The 19,144-nt window shown below is 66.6% G+C and carries 14 protein-coding genes; all 14 read right to left on the bottom strand.

The genetic code is table 11. From position 1 onward, the window contains the following. Positions 1-118: 118 nt before the first annotated feature. The 14 genes from OEX18_04265 to OEX18_04200 all read right to left on the bottom strand — a co-directional run bounded on the left by OEX18_04265 (position 119) and on the right by OEX18_04200 (position 19,073). Positions 119-1,276, bottom strand: coding sequence for a hypothetical protein (locus tag OEX18_04265; GenBank protein ID MDH4336472.1), 1,158 nt, complete (start codon positions 1,274-1,276; stop codon positions 119-121). A 7-nt stretch (positions 1,277-1,283) separates the two neighbouring features. Next, complete coding sequence (locus OEX18_04260) at positions 1,284-2,678, bottom strand: O-antigen ligase family protein (GenBank protein ID MDH4336471.1); 1,395 nt, start codon at positions 2,676-2,678, stop codon at positions 1,284-1,286. Further along, positions 2,668-3,912: a glycosyltransferase family 4 protein gene (locus tag OEX18_04255; GenBank protein MDH4336470.1), complete on the bottom strand. Its 1,245-nt coding sequence runs from the start codon at positions 3,910-3,912 to the stop codon at positions 2,668-2,670. The genes OEX18_04260 and OEX18_04255 overlap by 11 nt, the downstream gene beginning before the upstream one ends. A gap of 2 nt (positions 3,913-3,914) precedes the next feature. After that, positions 3,915-5,135: a polysaccharide deacetylase family protein gene (locus OEX18_04250; GenBank protein MDH4336469.1), complete on the bottom strand. Its 1,221-nt coding sequence runs from the start codon at positions 5,133-5,135 to the stop codon at positions 3,915-3,917. Positions 5,136-5,149: 14 nt separating this feature from the next. Next, positions 5,150-6,199: a phosphotransferase gene (locus OEX18_04245; protein MDH4336468.1), complete on the bottom strand. Its 1,050-nt coding sequence runs from the start codon at positions 6,197-6,199 to the stop codon at positions 5,150-5,152. 18 nt (positions 6,200-6,217) lie between these two features. Then, positions 6,218-9,616: a right-handed parallel beta-helix repeat-containing protein gene (locus tag OEX18_04240; protein MDH4336467.1), complete on the bottom strand. Its 3,399-nt coding sequence runs from the start codon at positions 9,614-9,616 to the stop codon at positions 6,218-6,220. Between the two features lie 215 nt (positions 9,617-9,831). Further along, on the bottom strand, positions 9,832-10,995 hold the full coding sequence (locus OEX18_04235) for a glycosyltransferase (GenBank protein MDH4336466.1): 1,164 nt from the start codon (positions 10,993-10,995) through the stop codon (positions 9,832-9,834). Further along, positions 10,992-12,176: a glycosyltransferase gene (locus OEX18_04230; GenBank protein ID MDH4336465.1), complete on the bottom strand. Its 1,185-nt coding sequence runs from the start codon at positions 12,174-12,176 to the stop codon at positions 10,992-10,994. Before OEX18_04230 ends, OEX18_04235 begins: the two co-directional genes overlap by 4 nt. Continuing rightward, complete coding sequence (locus OEX18_04225; GenBank protein MDH4336464.1) at positions 12,177-13,313, bottom strand: glycosyltransferase; 1,137 nt, start codon at positions 13,311-13,313, stop codon at positions 12,177-12,179. Continuing rightward, positions 13,303-14,040 carry a CpsD/CapB family tyrosine-protein kinase gene (locus OEX18_04220; GenBank protein ID MDH4336463.1) on the bottom strand — a complete coding sequence of 246 codons (738 nt, stop codon included), beginning with the start codon at positions 14,038-14,040 and terminating at the stop codon, positions 13,303-13,305. The genes OEX18_04225 and OEX18_04220 overlap by 11 nt, the downstream gene beginning before the upstream one ends. Before the next feature lie 4 nt (positions 14,041-14,044). Then, the gene (locus tag OEX18_04215) at positions 14,045-15,727 is read right to left on the bottom strand and encodes a hypothetical protein (GenBank protein ID MDH4336462.1); all 1,683 of its coding nucleotides are present in this window, start codon (positions 15,725-15,727) and stop codon (positions 14,045-14,047) included. A gap of 23 nt (positions 15,728-15,750) precedes the next feature. Continuing rightward, on the bottom strand, positions 15,751-16,785 hold the full coding sequence (locus OEX18_04210) for a polysaccharide export protein (protein ID MDH4336461.1): 1,035 nt from the start codon (positions 16,783-16,785) through the stop codon (positions 15,751-15,753). Positions 16,786-16,801: 16 nt separating this feature from the next. Then, positions 16,802-17,752: an SDR family oxidoreductase gene (locus OEX18_04205; GenBank protein MDH4336460.1), complete on the bottom strand. Its 951-nt coding sequence runs from the start codon at positions 17,750-17,752 to the stop codon at positions 16,802-16,804. A gap of 19 nt (positions 17,753-17,771) precedes the next feature. Continuing rightward, positions 17,772-19,073 carry a nucleotide sugar dehydrogenase gene (locus OEX18_04200; GenBank protein MDH4336459.1) on the bottom strand — a complete coding sequence of 434 codons (1,302 nt, stop codon included), beginning with the start codon at positions 19,071-19,073 and terminating at the stop codon, positions 17,772-17,774. Positions 19,074-19,144 lie beyond the last annotated feature (71 nt).

The raw sequence follows: 19,144 nt of genomic DNA, 5'->3' as shown, positions 1-19,144 counted from the left end.
CACGGCGGCCGGGGCTTTGCCGCGCTGCGAACGCCCACACCATTAGGGATCGCCGCGCTTTGGTCAAGGATAATGTCGCCCTTTCCGGCGCGCCAGCGGGAGCACGATACGGCCGGGGTCAGAACGGGTACTCGAAGCGCTCGATCGCATCGATGGCGGCCGTGTCCCCGGACTCCAACACCCGCACCGCGTGGAAGATCTCCCACGGCGTCGAGAAATGAAGGATGAAGCGCTCGCCGTCGTCATAGCGGGCAAGGAGGTCCCGGAAGAGCGCGGCGAGCCCGCGGTCGTCTCCCAGCAGTCGCACGGCATTGCGCTCCTGTCCCCCGTGTGTGTGCACCTTGACGAAGATCCAGCGCGGGAAGCCCGCCACAGAGACCCCCGTGCGCATCCACACATCGGTGCGGTCCGGGGACGGCGGATTGATGCCGGTGAGGTCGCCGTTCTCCACCGAGGGCAGGATCCCGCGCCGCCGCCGCCCCCAGTTGAGCCCCAGGGGGCCGTTGACGATCAACGGCCCGGCGCCGCCCGGGGACCCGAAGCGCGCGTCCCGGGCCCGGAAATGCGCGCGCGCGCGGGTCGTGTCCCCCGCCGGGTAGTAGATGCGGTTCACGACCGGCGGTTGCGACGGGTGCGGCGCGGACGGAAAGGTGAAGTCCGCGTAGCATCCCGTCTCGCGCAGGACGAGCAGTTCGTCGTCGACGCCGCAGTCCTTCCCGTTGGGCCCCGAGTTCCCCAGTACCCAGTTGCCGTGAATGAACGCGTAGGCCGCGTCCTCTCCGTCAGTTCCCGCGTGCAGCAGTCCGTGTTCGCCCCGCAACCGGCGCGTGAATGCCAGCAGCCGCCCGCGCAGCGCATCCGACGTGTCGGCGTCGTGGTGCAGGTGCACCTCCACCTCGCCGAAGCCCCGATGGCACAGCCCCGCCAGCATCTCCATGCACACCGGGTCCAGCGGGTACTCCTCTTCGGGATAGAAGAACGCGTGCCGTGGCGGCCGTCCACCGCGGTCGTGGAAGCGGCCGGCGATGCCGGGGTAGGCGTCGATCCATCGCTGTACGCGCTCGCGGGCGAGGCGGACGTCGCGGTTGTGCCAGAAGGGTTCGAAGTGGTCGACGACGGAGAAGAACACGTGCCGCGGGCCGGCCACGGGCCGGCGCGGCCGGCGCGCGCGGTCGGCAAGCACGTGGTGCACGCCGCGCCGCCGCAATGCCAGCGCAAAACGCGCCAGTGCCGCGACCAGTACGCCGGCGACGAGGATCAGAACGAGAATAGACACGCCCACATCACCACGCGGTTATCAGGAAGAACTTGGTCAGCAGCATCGCACCGATCGTGGCCGCAATGCCGTACACGAAATCACGCCGGTCCATCAATACATAGCGCTCGCTCGAGCCGCGCACGAACATGTGCGTGATGGCCGTGGTCAACCCCAGGAAGATGAAAAGCAACTCGTTGTAGGTTCGCGACAGGAAGTACGCGGCCACCATGAACGAGAAGAAGCCGTAGCGGACGCTCTCCACATACAGGGCGCTTTCGCGCCGTCCGCTGGCCTTCAGTTCGCGCGCGATGAAACCGAGGTTCTTGATGGACATGTAGATCAGCATGACCCACGCGAGCAATCCGAATACGCCCAGCTCGGCGGCACACAGCACCAGCGAGTTGTGCGCGGTGCGAAAATGATGCTCGGTGTAATTGCCAAAGCCAACGCCGAACAGCGGGTACTGCTGGAACAGGTCGAAGCCGGTGGTCCACGCCTCGATACGGCCGTAGGTGGATCCCTCCTCCGCGGAGATATTCGCCATGCGCGGGGAGAGCACCACGATGATCAGCATCATGAACCCGCCAATCGACAGGCCGATGGCGCGGCCAAGCCGGCGGCTCAGCGCGATCATCATCAGCAGGCCGAACGCGATCAGTCCCCCGCGCGACTGGGTGAGGAAGAGGCCGTAGGTGAGGACGGCCATGCCGATCATCGCCAACAGCTTCTCCGCGGGCTTGGCCGGCTCCAGCAGTTTCAGCAGGAGGAACGGCTGCACCATGACCAGCGCCAGCGCAAGATCGTTGGGGTCCGAAAAGATGCCGATGGCGCGGATGCGTCCGTCGTACGTGTCCTGCCCGCCGAGGCCCTGGCCGGTGTGGATCTGCACCACGCCCTGCACCGCCAGTGTCATCGTCAACACCACCAGCAGGCTGATCACGAACTTGAGGCGGCGCTCGCTGGTGACCAGATTGGCCACCAGCAGGTACAGGATCAGCGTGGGGACGAAATCCGTCACGGCGGACATCACCCCGACCGGCACCAGGGTGGCCAGTTGCGAAACCACAATGGCCGCCCCGAACCACAGCACGAGGAGGTTGTTGGGCGACCTGGCCAGCGTGATGGTGCGCTGCAGCACCGCCATGTGCAGCACCACCATGAAGCAGGTGGCGGCACCGATCATCAGCATCAGCGGCATGCCCATCAGTGCGCGCACGTAGTCCTGCGGGCGCAGGTAGATGAACAGCAGGTAATTCACCAGTCCGACGAAAGGCTCCACGAACATGACGGTGAGCCCCACCACACCCACTCCCCCGGCCATGGCCATGCGTTCGTCCTGCAAGAGCAGGTACGTGAGCGAAAAGGTCAGGAACAGGGTCCCGACGAACGTGGCCGCGACGGTGAGCCGCCTATTGGACACGGCTGGCCTCCCGTTCGGCGAGGACTTCGTCCATGATCCCGGCGAGTGTCCCGGCGAGGTTCTCCCGCGTGAAACGCGCCAGCCGCGCGGGATCGGCGATGACGGGGCTTCCCTCACCCCGGGCGGCGATCAGGCCGGAGAGCGCGTCGCGTATCTCGCCGGTGCGAAGCGGATGCGCGATTGCGTGGCGCAGTCCCGCTTCGCGCAGGATGTTGGCGGTGTCACCGTCGGACTCGGCCAGCGCCAGCACCGGCCGCCCCGCGCCGAGATACTCGTAGAGCTTCGCCGGCACACCGAACTTCCGGTTCGGCGTATCGAACAGAACGTTGATATCCGCCTCGGCCATGGCCGCGAGCGACTCCTGGTAGGACACCTGGCCGCGAAACACGACGCTGTCGGTGAGTCCGCGTTCGCGAATCGCCGCTTCCATCTGTGCGCGTCCCCTTTCGGCGCGTCCCAGGATGTGGAGCTCGAGGCGCGGGCCGCCCACGGGCGTCGCCTGCTGGATCTCGCGCATCGCATCGAGCAGCGGCAGCGGATCGCGGCCCAGGTAGATCTCGCCGGCGTGGACCAGGCGCAGCGGGCTTCCCGGCGCAAGCGCCGGGGCGGGCGACGCCATCACGAGATGCGGATCGAAGCCGTTGGTGAGCATGCGGATCTTGTGCTGCTGGCGCGGGTAGTCGCGGCGGTACACGTCCATCGCGTTGGGTGCGTTGGCGAGGATGCGGTCGGCGTTTCGGTACACGCTCCGCTCGCAGACCTGGAACCAGCGGTCGATCCAGCGCCTTGGCCGCCCGAGCCCATCGTTTACCCACGGGTCGCGGAAGTCTGCGATCCACGGCGTGCGGTGGCGCCGCGCTATCCACAGTCCCAGCAGGTGCACGAGGTGCGGTGGTCCCGAGGTCAGAACCACGTCTGGCCGCCCGTTCCTGGCGGCGTCGCGCACCGCCGGCCATGCCGGCGCCAGCCACGCCGCGTACGGGAAGAAAACGCGCACCGGTTTTCCGCCGCGCGTGGGGTAAGCAACCGCGCGCACTTCCACACCCGAGGGTACCTGCGCTGCGAGCCCCGGATCCACCGGCTCTCCCGGCATGCTCGGCGGCGCCACCACCGTGACCTTCCAGCCCAGCGCCGGCAGGTACTTCGAGAATCCAAGCAGGCGGAACGATCCGCTGGCCGCGGACGGTGGGAAATGGTAGGTGACCAGGAGCAGATGCCGGGACCGCGACGCCATGGTTACCGCGGCCACAAGCCGAGCCGGGCCGCGGCAAGGTAGGCGAGCTTGCGCGCCTGGCGGCGGCGGCGCGCACCGGGAACCCCGCGAAACTCCTCGATGAAGTCCACCAGATAGCGGCCGGGGGCGTAATGCTCCGCCGCACCCGTCTCGATGGTGGGTGCACCGCGCCGGATGATCGATCCCGGATTCTCCAGCGGCCGGTTGCGGTAGCGCATGCGCTCGGCGCCGCTCAGGGTGACGGCCTTGTAGTGCTGGCGGGCCATGCGCAGCGCGTCGTCATCGTAACCTCCACCCGGCCACACGAAGAAGTCCACCGGGCGCCCGAGGCCATGTTCCAGAGCGCGTTTCGACCCCACCAGTTCGTGCTCCAGTCGCGCGCCGCGTTCCGCGTCCGTTTCCACCCGGCCACGACGCGCGCGACCGGAACGGAATTGCGTCAACGCTTCGCCCAGCCGGTCGCGCCAGCCGGGTTGCAAGAAGAACGCGTCGCCGCCGCTGCGTGCTACCACGCCGGCGCAGTGCTCCGACTCCGCAGGATCGGCGTGGAAGCGCCTGCAGGCGAGCGACTTCTCGTGCCGGTAGACGGGAACGCCGAATGGCACGCGCGAGCGGCCGAGATTCGACAGGTAGAATGGTTTTCCGTCCGGGTACGCGTTCCAGTCCAGCCAGTAGTACGCGTCTCCGGGGTGATGGAAGTCGACGACCTCGTCGCTCACCGGGTACCACGTGTGCGTGAACGCGTGGCTCTGTACATCGAGCACACCGCTGTTTGCGCCGCGCCGGAGTTCCTCCCAAGACATGAAGCCGCGTGTTTCCAGCGCGTCTTCGGCGAGTTCTCCCCGCCCGGCCTCGCGCAGGGTGGGACGCACGGCGTCATCCGGCTGCACGAACTCCACCGTCGCGAGCACCGTGCCGCAGAAACCGTAGCGCTCCAGCAGCGGCACCACGTGGGTCCAGTTGTCCAGGTAGCCGTCGTCGAAGGTTAGCACCACCGGCTTGCCGGTCAGCACGCGGGTCCCGTTCACGTGGTCGTGCCACTGCGCCAGCGAGACGGCGCGGTAGCCGGCGGCGGCGAGGGCCCTCAGGTGGCTCTCGAAGACGTCCGCCGGGGTGGTCAGCTCCGACCAGGCCCAGTCCGGCAGCACGCGCCCCACGCTGTGGTACATGAGCACCGGAACCGAGAGACCGCGGGGGTCGAAGCTCTGTGAAGGGGTGGACACGTCGGGTACGGAACTCACAGCAATTTTTGAATGAGACGACATTGGCGTTCCAGACGCTCCGGGTAGCGCCGGGCCACGAACACCCGGTCGAACGCCGCCGCCGGCAGGCGGCCGCGCGCCGCGACGTTCCGGCGCTGTTTCGCGCAGCGGAACACGAGCGCTTTCAGATAGTACCCTTCCAGCGCGGTTGCGTCATCTCCATCCGTGCCGCGGCCATAGCCCTGCAAAAACGGTTCCCGCAACGCCAGCGCCCGCGCGCGGTCGAAGAACACGTGGCGTGGCCATGGACTCATGGTCTCCAGCGTGACCAGAAAGTAGGCCACGTCGTCGAAGATGGCCGCCGGGCGGTCGTAGCTGAGGTCGAAGACGCAGATCCATTCGGGGGCCACGTGAATGTTCTGCGGGCCGAAGTCCCCGTGGAGGCACGCGACGGGGACGTCGCGATCCGTCCCCCACCCCCGCAGTGCGCCGAGTGTTTCCTGTACCCGCGCGGCGACGGCCGCCGGCAGGCCCTGGGTCTGCAGTTTCTCCAGGCGCTGCATGATGGGATCCCGAAACGCGTCGCCGAACGGCGCCTCCCCGGCCAGGGCGGTGGCCTGGTGAAACGCGGCGAGCCAGCGGCCGCAATCGCGCACCCAGCCGGCCAGGCGCGCCGCGGCGGGTCGTCCCGCAAAGCGGCTGGTGTCGCGCATGAGGCGGCGTGAGAAACGCTCTCCGCCCACCTCTTCAGTGACCAGCGCCGACCAGTCGGGGAAATAGTCGAGGGGACGTGGGACGCGCAGCGGACCGCCGCCGATTCCCAGCACGGCGGCCATGCGGCTCAACTGCCGGTGCTCGGTTTCCGCTTCGTCGTGGGTGGACCACGTCGGGGGGAACTTCACCACCAGGCCGGCGCGGCGTGCCGATGTCGCCCGGTCGAAGACGCCACAGTGCACCAGCGGATACGACGACGTCTCCGCGAACGGCGCACAGCGAACCTGCGCGCTCCCGGGGCTGAGCCCCGGGAAGTAGCGCTGCAGGTTCTGGCCTATCCGAGTCTCGATCTCAGCCGCACTGGGGCGCACAAACGGCCTGACACCCTTCTATCTGCCGAGCGCGGCAAGGTTCACCGCGTCGATTTCGAAGTGGAGCACGCCGGCGTCGGTGGTCATGACACCCGGCCCCTGCGCAACCTTCACCGAGAAGAACCCGTTCTCCTGGGCCACGTCGACCGTGTACTCGGTGCCCGGCACGAGGTCGTACAGGAAGTGCTGGCTGCCATTGCTGAAGCCCACCTTGTACTCGATGGTCCCGCCCGGAGCCGCCCCGGTGGGATCGGCCGAGAACATGAGCACGATGTCGTGCGCGGGATCCGCAATGCGGGTTCCCACCATGTTCTGCTGCTCGGAACGGACCACGAGGGCGTCGGGCATCTGCACGGTGCCGGCCGAGGTGACGTAGAACACATTCAGGAACTGGTGGTTCGGTACCGGCGTGGCTTCCGCCTCCAGGCGCCAGGTCGTGATGGTCTTGGAATCACCGATCTGCTCGTCGATGGTGGTCAGACGCGCATTGTTCGGCAGCAGCACCTTGTGGAACACCTTGCCGTCGCCGCGTGTCACTTCCAGCATGTCGCCGGTCACCACCGGCTGGTTCGAGTAGTGGAAGAAGTTGCGCACTTTCGCGTTGGGGTTGATGGGTGTGACGCGGTCGAAGACCACGATGTATCCCGGCAGCACGTGCACCAGCTCGCGCTGGAAGGTGGTGAGCTGCTTGGTGCCATCCTGGCTGTAGCAGTTGACCTCCAGGTCGTCGTAGTAGGCGTCGCTGGCGTCACCCATGGTGTAGACGTACGCGGGACTGGTGTTCATCACTGCGCTGTACTTCTCCATGTTGCCGGTTCCCCTGCCGTAGCGCTGGCAGGTGGCGTTGTCCACGATGATCGTGTTGTGCGACGCCGTCGCCGTGCGGTTGCCGGTGGCGAACGGCTGCGTGTCGGTCACCAGCCAGCCGTCCAGGCGGCTGCCGGATGAGCCGCGGTAGATCTGGAAGGCGTTCTGGTCGTTGTGCTGGTGGCCGGCCACCGCGTCGGTGGAGACGAAGCTCACCGACACTGCGTCGTCGCCCCAGCTCGAGCGGCTGTTCATCCAGTCCATTCCCTCCGCCCGGTAATTCAGCGGAAGCGCGGACAGCGGGCTCTCAGGCAGCACCGGCCGGTAGAACATGAAGTCCACCACCTGCTGCCCGGTGCCGTCGGCGAGCGGGTAGAAGTGGTTGACCCAGTACTGCGCGTAGGCGGACTCCGCTCTGCCCTCGAGTCCGTCGGCGAGGCATATCATCTCGTGCCGGTCATAGTCGTAGATACCGAAGGTGGGCTCGCGCCCCGCGTCGCCGCCGGAGTAGAAGAGCCGCCCGCGCGGCTGCGTCGAGTAGAACTTGTACAACGCGGCTTCCAGCGGGAAGCTGGTGGCGGGATCGTTGAAGAAGTCGCGGCCACCGGCGCGGCGCAGGATCACCAACGCCTCGAACAGGTGGCGCTTGGCGGATGGACCGTACTGGTCGCCTTCGTGCCAGCCGCCGCCCTTGCCGTACGTGTTGAGCCACTTCGGAATGGACTCGTCGGTGATCTTGGCGTACAGGAAGTCGAGTATATTGGTGTAGTCCACCCCGTCGAGGGTGAGCTTGAAGGGGTACGTCGTCCCTCCCCACGTGAACTGTGTGGTGTTCTCCCCGTGCAAGGCCAGCGCCGCGTAGGCCGTGGCCAGGATGAAGTTGTAGTAGAAGTTGTTACCGGGCGCGTTGGCACCCCAGTTGCCGATGTCGTAGATCGCCTTGGTGGTCGCGTCGTCGTTCCACGTCAGGTAGATGAGCATCAGCATGTAGTTCTTGTAGTTCGTGCGCTGCGCGGCACTCAGGTCACCGTAGAGCCAGTCATAGGTGCAGGCGATCCTGCGCAGGTAGTCGCGCACATACAGGAAACGGTAGTTTGCCGCAACGATGGGATCCACGCCCGCCGCAACCTGCGCGTCCGCATCGGCGATGGCGTTGGTCCGGTAGGTCGCGTTCCCCGTCACCATGAAGGCCATCGCCCATTCCAGCGCGCTGGCGCGCTCCGGCCGGTTTTCGACGATGTCCTCGAGCCCGTTCCATTGCGCGGTCTGCGTGCAGCCCGGAATGGGATTCCCGCTTGCATCGAAACATCCCGACTGGCGCAGCTCGGCCAGCCGTCCCCCGGGCACGAGGATGCGCGGGTGTGTGGCGATGATTCCCGTCGGCGGGGGTGGCGGCGGAGGCGGAGGGGGTGCGGCGCCCGCGCGCTCGAAGGCCCCGGCGTCGTAGCCGTTGCCCGCCGGGCGCGCCGCGGCGGCGAAGTCAACCGTCGGGGCGCTGGCGCCACCGTAGGTGGCAACGCCCACGTCCACCGCGGCACTCGCGCTGGCCAGGTGGTAATCCCGCGCCGCGGCATCCACGAAGAGCCCCGCGGTGGAGGTGACCCGCAGGTTGGAGGTGCCGTGGATCTGGTTGCCACCCACGTCATCGATGATCGTGCTCCCCAGGCTGCTGGCAGCAACGATGTTGTTGAACAGGATGTTGGCGGTGGAACCGTCGCCGATGCGAATTCCCGCGATGTTGAATTCGACCACCGTGTTGTTGACCACGATGTTGTTGTTGCTGGGTCGGTTGCAGCCGGGCTCATCGGTGAGGTGGATGCCACCCGCCCCGGCGGCCGTGCCGTTGTAATACAGGATGTTGTTCTGGATGGTCGAATTCTGGACGGAGATGAGGCTGAAGCCCTTCCATCCGTTGTCGTGGATGATGTTGTTCTCGATGAGTGCGCCGCTGATCACGCCGTCACCGCTGGAGGTGCAATCCCCGTTGAGCTGGATTCCGTTGTGGAGGTTTCCGAAGCACTCGTTGCCGCGGATGACGGGATTGTCGCTGGCGACGGTGCTGTTGGACACGTAGATACCGTGCTCCTCACCCGAATTGGCGCACACGTTGTCCAGGATCTGGATGTCCGTGGCGTAGGCGGTGAAGATTCCCCAGCGCGCACAGCGATGAACGTAGTTGTTGCGCAACACGACGCCGCGCGAGGTGGCCACACGGATGCCGGCGCGTGGCGCGTCCTGCACCACGAACCCCTCGACGACGACGTAGTCGGCGTTCTCGATGTTGATGTTGTCCGGGGTGCTGGCGTTCTGACTGTTGATGATCACGTTGTCCCCGTCGGCGCGAAACGTCTTCGGCGACGACGATGTACCGCCGGAAGTGATATTGAAGCCGACGTACGTGCCCGGCGACACCAGCACCACGTCGCCGGCGCTGATGCTTGCGGCGGCCTTCTGCAGGGTCTGCCACGGCGCGGCCTGGGAACCGGCGCTGGAGTCGCTTCCACTGTTGGATACGTAGTAAGTGGCGGCGGAAGCACCGCCCGCCGCGAGGAATGACAGCGCCAACGCCAGGCTCAGCGCTGCGACGATGGATTTTCTGTGTATTGACATGACGCTGTCGGCCTCCTTGGGGCAGTGCGTAGGGTCAGTGCGAAATGCGATCAGGCGCTCCGCCCCGATGCACAGGACGGAATCGGCGCGACCAACCGGAAACAGGCGATGGGTTGTGACCGTCTGGCGTGCAAGAAGTGCTCCACCGGACGCCCCGATACGCATACCCGCGCGGCTCCTGCCGCCCGGCAACGGCGCAACCCCGTGTGGTCCGGTCAGTCATGCCGCACCGCGGGAATATGGCGCACCACGATGTCGGAGACGTTGGCCACCCGTTGTTCCCAGGACTCCGCCTCCATGGCCGCCGCGCGCTCGCGTGACCGCTCCGGCCCCGTCTCCGCGATCGCTTCCGCGATCGCCGCGGTGAATTGCTCGGGGCCGTCCGCGATCCGCACCAGACGGGAGTAGCGTTCAACTTCGGGAACGCGCACGGATACCACCGGCTTCCCTCCCGCCAGGTACTCCCGCAGCTTCTTCGGGTTCGAGTTCATCACCTGCGTATTCAGGTGGTATGGTAACAGACCCACATCGAATGTCCGCAGATAATCCGGCAGTTGCGCGTAGGGACGCTGCCCCAGCACGTACACATTGGGCAGCGCCGTCAGCCGGCCCAACGGCCGCGCGGAACGGCCGATGAGCACGAACGACACACCGGGAAGCGCGCGCGCCGCCGTCTCCATCAACTCCAAATCGATCCACTCCTCGATCAGACCGAAAAACCCCGCTATCGGGCGCGGTATATCGCGCACGTCACCGGGAACCGCGCCGGGTTCCATGGCGCGCCGAAAGTGAGAGACATCGACACCGTGGGGGCTCGCGTAGGTGTTCGCGTTGAGCTGTTGCTTGGCCGCCACCAGCGGGGCGGAAACCGCAAAGGCCACATCCGCCCTGCGCAACACGTGCGCCTCCATACGGCGGATGGCGTCCCCGTCGACATCGGGTTGGGACGCGTACTCATCAACGCAGTAATACACAACACCGCACGAGGGCAAATCGTCAACAACGGAATAATAGTGCGGCAGCACGATCCAGAGCAACGGCCGCTCGAACCCAACCCGGCGCACCGCGAGGCGCAGTAAGCTGCGCAGCAACAAGCGGTTCAGGTGGCGGGCGGCGCCGAAGCGGTGGAAGGGCAGAATCAGCGGCGAGTACACCCACACGCCCTCCGCCACCGGCCGCGGGCGCTTGAGCGCGCCGGCGATCTTGCGCACGACTCTGCGCAGGTCCCGGCCCGAGGCGCGCGGCGCGCGCTGACCCGCCGCCTCAATATAGAGGATGCGGTTGCCGCGGGCCAGCACCTCGGCCACGTGGTGGGCACTGGTCTTGTTCTCGGCGCGCCAGTCGTTGGCGACATAAACTATGTCCTGGCCGCGGATCACGTGGCACCCGGCTTCCCCGCCGCCGCCACCAGCACCTCGTGCAGGCGGGCCGCGCTCTCATCCCATGACACGGGTCCCGCGGCGGCGCGCACCGCCTGCGGGGCCCAGGCGCGCGACAGCGCCGACGCAAGAGCCTCGGCGAGGGCGGCCGGGTCCGATGGCGCCACGAGCAGTCCGGTGACGCCCTCGCGGACGATCTCGGGGATCCCTCCCACCCGTGTTGCCACCACCGGCAACCCCGATGCACCCGCTTCCAGCACGACGTTGGGCATGCCCTCGGACAGGCTCGGGAGACACAGGACATCGGCCGCGTTCATCCATGTCGCGATCGCTTCCGGGGATTGTCCGCCCGTGAAGCGCACGACGCCGCCCAGTCCCAGCTGCCGGGCCAGCGCGCGCAACGGCCCGTCGAGCGGCCCGCTGCCGGCGATCACCAGCGCGGCGTCCGCACGCGCCCGCGCCACCACCGCGAACGCGCGGATCAGCGTATCGATCGCCTTGACCGGTTTGAGATTCCCGACGAAGAGAACCAGCGGAGCATTCGGTGCCAGCCCGAGCGTCGCGCGTGCGGCGGAGCGGTCGCGCGGAGCAAAGCGCGCGGTGTCGACGCCGTTGGGAATGGTGTGAATCCGCTCCGGCCGGATCCCGGCCTCGCGGATGCGTTCCGCGAGGGCCGCGCTCACCGCCACCACCGCCTGCGCGCGCATGAGGGCATCAACGATCAGCGCCCGCCGCCGCGGCATCCGAAAATAATCATTCACATCCGTGCCGTGCACCTTCGCCACCAGCGGCAGCCCGTGTTCCCTCGCCAGCCGGGCGGCGGCCACAACATCGGGGTAACTCCATGTGGCCAGCAGCGCGCCCGGGTGGAACGCCGCCATCGCCTCGGCCACGGTGCGCCGGGCTCCGTATTCGAACAGGCGGTCGTGCACGCCCTGACCCACGCGCGGCAGGTACGGGTAGCGGGGATAATCGACGCGAATCCCCGCGTGCGTCTCCCGCGCAACGGCAGGCCGGCCGCGCAAGCGGCGCAGCAAGGCGCCGCCCGGCAGTTCCGGGGACGGGCACACCACGTGCACCGCGTCGGCGGCGGCCAGCGCGAGCAACTGCTGAAAGTTGAACAGACCGCGGCGCGGTTGCCCGGCGCTGGGAAACAGGTTTGTGACCACCAGGACGCGCATCTAGAAATCCGGTCCGGCGAGGAGTTCGTCGTACACAGCGGCGTACCGATCCACCATGGCCCGCTCGCTGAAGCCCGCCTCGACCCGGGCGCGGCCCGCGACACCCATGCGCCGTGCTTCGTCGGGGCGTTCCAGCACGAATATCATCCCCGCCGCCAGGGCCTCCGGATTGCGCGGCTCCACCAGAAGTCCGCTGACCCCGTCCTGCACGATCTCCGCGTTGCCGCCCACCCGGGTGGCCACCACCGGCAACGACGCCGCCATCGCCTCGAGCAGGGTGATCGACAGGCCCTCCGAGTACGATGAGAGCACGAATGCGTCCATCGCACCCATCAGCGCGGGCACGTCGCGGCGGTCCCCCGTCATCACAACGCGGCCGGAGAGCCCCAGTTCATCCACCTGCGCGCGGACCTCGTCCGTGCTCTCGCCACCGCCGACGATGACCAGGCGCGCCCCGCGGTGACCCGCGGCCTGCACGCGCGCGAAGGCGCGCAACAACGTGCGGTGGTCTTTCACCGGCGTGAGTCGGGCCACGATGCCAAACACGAACGCAGCGTCCTCGATGCCCAGCGCCCGCCGCACGTCCCCGGCGCCAGGCGCGGGATCGAAGCGCCGCACATCGATTCCGTTGATCACCAGCATCGTCCGGCGCGGGTCCATGCGTCCCTGCGCGGTTGCCACCCGGCGCGCGTCTTCGGACACCGCGACCACCCGCCGCACGCGCCGGCGTCCCCACCCCAGCATGATACTGCGCAGGCTCCCGGCGGAGCGAACGCCGTGCGCGGTGTACATCACCCGTCCCCTTCCCGCCAGCACCGAGGCCAGCACTCCGTAGGTCAGCGCGCCGCGGTTGTGACAGTGGACGATGTCGGCCCGTTCCCGGCGCAGGATGGCCGTCATCAGGCCCAGCGCGCGCAGACTGAAGCGATTGCCCTTGCGCAGCCCGTATACGCGCAGGTTGGACGCGCGAATATCACCCAGCAATGCACCGCCGTCCTGCAAACACACCAGGACGCTGCGGTAGCGCGTCGCATCGAGTCCGTCGATGAGACTGATGACAACCCGTTCGAGGCCCCCGACGTCCAGGTTATGCACCACCTGGATCACGGTCGCGGGCCCGGCCGTGCTATTCGTCATTTCCCTTGCCCGGGGTGGAACCGCGATCGCGCGGCTTCCTTTCCTCGTAGCCGTAGTACTTGTAGTCGTAGTAGTAGGGCAGGACCTGGCTGACGTTGTTGAGAATTACGCCCACGAGATTGGCGTGCGAGTCATCGAGGATGTTCTTGGTGCGCTGCACCACTTCGCGCGGCGTCACGCCGGCAAGCACGACCAGCATGATCGCCTCAATCTCAGAGCAGAGAAAGAGCGTGTCACTGACCGCGAGTACCGGCGCACTGTCCACGATAACGATGTCGAAGTAGAACTCGAGCTTGCTGAGGACTTCCTTGAGGTGTTCGGACTCGAAGAGTTTGCCGGGCTGTTCCGCTCGCTCTCCGGCGGTGATCACGCTCAGGTTGGCCATGGGCGTCTTCTTGACCACGTCCATGGGATCGACGTTGCTGGCGAGGCAGTCCTTCAGCCCCACCGCGTTCTTCACCCCGAAGATGTCGTGGGCGCGGGGCCGGCGCAGGTCCGCATCGACGTGCAGCACCTTCTTGCTGGGAAACTGCGCGATGGTCATCGAGAGCCATGAGGATATGGTGCTCTTGCCTTCGCCGCGCGTCGAACTGGTGACAAGGAACGACTTGTAGTGTCGCTGGCTCTCGTCGCGCTTCGCGTTGTGGTAGAGGCGGCGCAATTCCGTGGAGATGGGCGATTCGCCGTCGTAGGTGTCGAAGATGTTCTGATGTCTGGCCGTCTTCATGGGGTTACTGCTCCGGCGTGGCGCCCCGGGTTGAGCGCGAAAGATCCAGATCGATCAACTGTTCGCGCGTCGACTTCCCGTAGGAATAGAATGACGCGATCACCACGCCCACCAGGACCACCACCGTTACCGTCCAGATGATGGAGCGCTTGCGGGTGGAGTCGTGCCGCCAGCGCGCACGGTCGAAGCGCGGTATCGTGCCCAGCACCTTGAGCCCCAGGGTCTTCTCGACGTCGTCCACGGTGCGGAAGGACGAATCGGTAAACTCCGTCAGCAGCAGGCCCGCCGCGCCGATACTCACCCCCAGCAGAAAGGCGAGCACCAGGATCTTGAACTTGTCCGGGCGCACCGGCGCCAGCGGCTTGCTGGCCTCCTCCACCAGGAACACGGTGGCGCCCAGTTCGGTGTTCTGGGCCTCGCGGCTGATCTGAGTGGTTCGCGCCGCGTTGGCAAAAGTGTTGTAGATGTCGCGGTTGTTCTCGACTTCCTTGCGCAGACGGGCCAGTTCGGTGTCCCGCTGCGGCGCCATCTGAATGCGCAGGCGGTAGGTCTGGATGTACGCGTCCAGGCGGTCTCGTTTCTGCTTGAGCGCGTTGATCTCCGCCTGCTGGTAGAAGTACTCGACGACAATGGGCCGGTAATCCGCCGCTAGATCGGGAAACAGGTCCGCGATCAGAGCGGACAGGCGACGCTGAATGGCCTGTTGGGTGAGCACGATGCCGCTCGCGTCGTCCGCGCCCGGGCCGGCGCCGGCGCCGGCGCTGAGTTCCGCCAGCAGCTCCGCCTCGCGGCGGTTGGTCAGGTCGCTGACCAGCTTGCGCAGCTCGGGGTCGCGCCAGATGCGATCCCCATCCGGCACGCCGCCCAGCTGTGCCGCCATCGGATCGCGAATTCGTTCCAGGGTCGACTCAGCGCTGCGGATGGTGAGCCCCAGATCGCTGCGCAGGCGGTCGGAAAGCGCCGCGTTGCCCTGCGTCACCGGATTGGTGGTGGTGCTCTGCTCCGCCATCTGTTCCTGGAAGCGGGCCAGTTCCCGTTCCGAGCGATCCAGCCGCTCCTTGTAGACCGCCAACTGTTCCTCGCTGAACTCACTGACTTCCTGCAGCGCCTGGTTGGTCTGGCGGCGCTGCATCTCGATGTACAGGCTGGTGATGGCGTCGGTCACCACGTAGCACGCCTCGGGGTTGGCGTCCCAGTAGGCGATGCGGAACAGACCGGGTCCCTCGCCATCGACCTTGATGCGCTGGCGCAGGAAGTTGCGCAGGCGGCGCATGACCAGCTCGTCCACCGTCACACCCGGGTAGAGCATCTCGCGCTGCCGCTCGGCCTGCACGATGAGGGTGGGGTCCTGATCCATGCCCATGCGGCGGATCAGCTCGTCGAGGAACGCGCTGCCCATGACGTCCGCTTCCAGCTGCATGCCGAGCTCGGCGTTGCGCGACCGGCGGCCGGCGCCGGTCTGGATGAAGCGGTCGACCTCGGTGGCCACGTCGGCGATGCCGCCGATGCGGATCACCGAACTCGACTCGTACTCCGGTACGAGGAAACGCACGCCGACGTTGGACACGATGACCGAGATGACCAGCGGGACGAGGACGAAGTACTTCTTGCGCCACAGGACGCGCGCGTACTCGCCCAGGTTGAGGCGGAATCCGGTGTCGTGTTCGTGCTGGACTACTTTGCGCACAAGACTACCAGTCGCGGCCGCGGCTACGGGGTCGTTCGGGCCTGTTGTGCATCGTATTCCTTCTGAATCGTGTAGTACAACAGGACGATAGTCCCGATTGCCGTGATGAAACCGAGCACCACACCGATGTTCTGGGACGAGAACGTCTTGCGGGCCATATAGATGGTGTCGCCCGATCGCAGGAGCGGGTTGTTGGCCATCTCCCCCTTGTAGATGAAGTCGTCCAGATTGACCTTGATGATCTGCGCCGTCGCGCTGCCACTCGGGCGCACAATGCGGATCTTGCTCATCTTGGCCCCCGGGGCGGGCCCACCCGCCACCATGAGCGCGCTCATGAGGTCCTGGCGCGCGGGCAGCGGGTACGCGCCCGGCCGCACCACCGCGCCGAACACGTTCACGCCCGAGACGCCCGTGTAGACCTCGCCCTCGGCCGGCACCAGCACGGTATCCCCGGGGTTGAGCAGCGGCAGATCCCCCACCGAGCCCGCGTCCAGCGCCGCCTGCACGTCCACCACGAACGTGCGTCCGCCACGCGCACGGTCCTGGATGACGCGCACACTGGTGAGCGCCGCGGTCGCACTCGGGCCACCCGCCTCGCGAATCGCTTCCCACACGTTGATCGCTTCGGTGATGCTGTACTTGCCGGGGACGCGGACGTCGCCGCTCACGAAGATCACGTTGCTCATGGCGCGCGTAACCGTGACCTCCACCGACTTGATGCTGGGATAGTACTCGCGAAGCGCCTGCAGCAGGCGCGTCTCGATCTCGCCCTTGGTCAGGCCCGCCACCACCACATCGCCAACCAGCGGCAGGGTTACCGCGCCCTTTTCATCTACCACCAGTTCGCGATTGAGGTCCTGGCGCTGTGGCACCGCGAGAAACAGATGATCGGTGGGTCCGACGCGGTACTCGGCGCCGGGCGTGGACTGGGAGATGGGCTGCTGCACCTGGGCGCGGGCGAAGGTGGCGCCCAGCACTGTGTTGCAGTAGGTGAACACGACCAGGCCGGCCAGCAGGCGGCCGCAGGGACTGCGCAACCACGACTGAAAATTGTTCACGGCGCAAAAACCTCCGTCAACGAAGCGCCTTGAGGCCGACGTCCTGGTACCAGCGCACGGTGCGCTCGATGCCATCCTCGAACGAAACCGACACCTGGTAGCCCAACTCGCGCTGGATCCTGTCGATGGCGGCCATGGAGTGCTTCACGTCTCCCGCCCGGGGCGGGCCGTATACCGGCCGCAGGTCCGTCCCCACGCGGGCCGCGAGGGCCGCGTATAACTGGTTGAGGGAGAAACGTCCGCCACAGGCGATGTTATACACCTTGCCGCCGCTGACGTTCGCCTCGCAGGCCCGCAAATTGGCCCCGACCACATTGTCGATGTAGGTGAAGTCGCGCGACTGCTCGCCGTCGCCATGGATGGTGGGCGCCTTCCCCTCCACCAGTGCCTTGACGAAGATGGGGATCACCGCGCTGTACTGCGAGCCGGGGTCCTGGCGCGGTCCGAACACGTTGAAGTAGCGCAGCGCGACGGTGGTCATTCCGTGCAGTTCCGCGAACACCCGGCAGTAGTACTCGGCCGCCAGCTTGGCCACCGCGTAAGGAGACATGGGGTTGGGGGTCATACTCTCCACCTTGGGCAGCTCTTCGCTGTCGCCGTACACCGAGGAGGAGGAGGCGTATACCACACGCTTCACCCCGTGCTTCTGGGCGGCCACCAGCACGTTGAGCGTGCCCTGCGCGTTGACCTCGTTGTTGGCCACCGGGTCGGCGATGGAGCGCGGCACCGAGGCCAGTGCGGCCTGGTGCAGGACGAAGTCGCAGCCCGCTACCGCGGCATCCACCGCGGCGATGTCGCGGACGTCGCCGCGGATGAGTTCGATGCGGTCTCCCGCGTCCTGCAGGTTCTCTTCCCGCCCGGTCGCGAAGTTGTCGAGCACGCGGACGGTTTGCCCGCGCCGGAGCAGTTCGTCCACGATGTTGGAGCCAATGAAGCCGGCACCGCCGGTCACGAGATAGCTGGACACGCGTTCTCCTTCACCTGCGTTAGAGCCTGACGATCTTGTCGGATTGAACGCCCGCGAACACGTTGCGCGTATCCACCAGTACGGGCACACCGTCCAGAAGCGCCTTGTAGTCCACGCCGTCGTGTCCGGTGACGATGACTGCGCAGTCACACGTGGCCAGCGTCTGCGGCGACAGGTCCACCGGCTTTGCCTCCAGGTGCTGCAGTTCGTGGTCGCGCCTGTCGGCCACGTCGTCGTGATAGACGACCTGCGCGCCGCTGCGCACCAGCAGGCGCATTACGTCCAGCGCCGGCGACTCGCGAATGTCGTCGATGTTGGCCTTGTAGGATATGCCGACCACCAGCACGCGCGACCCGTTGACGGCCTTACGATGACGGTTGAGCGCCTCGGCGACTCGTGCCACCACGTACTCCGGCATGGAGCCGTTGATCTGCCCCGCCAGTTCGATGAACCGTGCCTCGAACCCGGCCAGCTTGGCCTTCCATGACAGATAGAACGGGTCGATGGGGATGCAGTGGCCGCCCAGGCCTGGCCCCGGGTAGAACGGCATGAAGCCGAATGGCTTGGTGGCCGCCGCACGGATCACCTCCCACACGTCGATGTCCATCTTGTTGCACATCAGCGCGATCTCATTGACCATGCCGATGTTGACACTGCGGAAGGTGTTCTCCAGAAGCTTCACCGTCTCCGCCACCTTCGCCGAACTCACCGGCACGATGGTGCTGAGCGCGCCGGAATACAGCGCGGCCGCCACCTCGGTGCAGCGCGGCGTCACCCCGCCCACCACCTTGGGGATGTTCTTGGTGTTGAAGCGGGGGTTGCCCGGATCCACGCGCTCCGGCGAGAACGCCAGGAAGAAGTGCTCGCCCACGCGGAAATCGTCACGCGCCAGCATGGGCAGGATGACTTCCTCGGTGGTACCCGGGTAGGTGGTCGACTCCAGCACCACCAGCATGCCCGGATGCACGTACTTGGCGATCTCTTCAACCGATGCCACGATGTAGGAGATGTCCGGGTCGCGCGTCTTGCGCAGCGGTGTGGGCACGCAGATGTCCACCGTGTCGCAACTCGCCAGCACGGAGAAATCCGTGGTGGCCTTCAGCCGGCCCGAGGATACGACCTCGCGCAAGGCCTCGGACGTCACATCCTTGATGTAGCTGTCCCCGGCGTTGACGCGATCGACCTTCTCCGCGATCACGTCGATCCCGACCACTTCGTAACCGGCCTGCGCGAGTTCCACCGCCAGCGGCAGCCCCACATATCCCAGGCCGATTACCGCGGTGCGCGCCTCGCGCGCGCGTAGTTTCTCGATGATTGACATTTGCCTCCCAGGCTCCTTTTCCAGATGCGCCGCGCCGAGCCTAATCTCAGCCGGGCGCACAGACAAGTATT

This window comes from Candidatus Krumholzibacteriia bacterium (assembly GCA_029865265.1).
Taxonomy (GTDB): Bacteria; Krumholzibacteriota; Krumholzibacteriia; order WVZY01; family JAKEHA01; genus JAKEHA01.
This window is presented reverse-complemented; position numbering and strand designations above follow the sequence as displayed.

What these genes read in the sequence shown, in the direction of transcription:
- OEX18_04255 (MDH4336470.1), bottom strand. Translation starts at nt 3,912, where the DNA reads ATGGCGTCGCGGTCCCGGCATCTGCTCCTGGTCACCTACCATTTCCCA.
- OEX18_04240 (MDH4336467.1), bottom strand. Translation starts at nt 9,616, where the DNA reads ATGTCAATACACAGAAAATCCATCGTCGCAGCGCTGAGCCTGGCGTTG.
- OEX18_04230 (MDH4336465.1), bottom strand. Translation starts at nt 12,176, where the DNA reads ATGCGCGTCCTGGTGGTCACAAACCTGTTTCCCAGCGCCGGGCAACCG.
- OEX18_04225 (MDH4336464.1), bottom strand. Translation starts at nt 13,313, where the DNA reads ATGACGAATAGCACGGCCGGGCCCGCGACCGTGATCCAGGTGGTGCAT.
- OEX18_04220 (MDH4336463.1), bottom strand. Translation starts at nt 14,040, where the DNA reads ATGAAGACGGCCAGACATCAGAACATCTTCGACACCTACGACGGCGAA.
- OEX18_04200 (MDH4336459.1), bottom strand. Translation starts at nt 19,073, where the DNA reads ATGTCAATCATCGAGAAACTACGCGCGCGCGAGGCGCGCACCGCGGTA.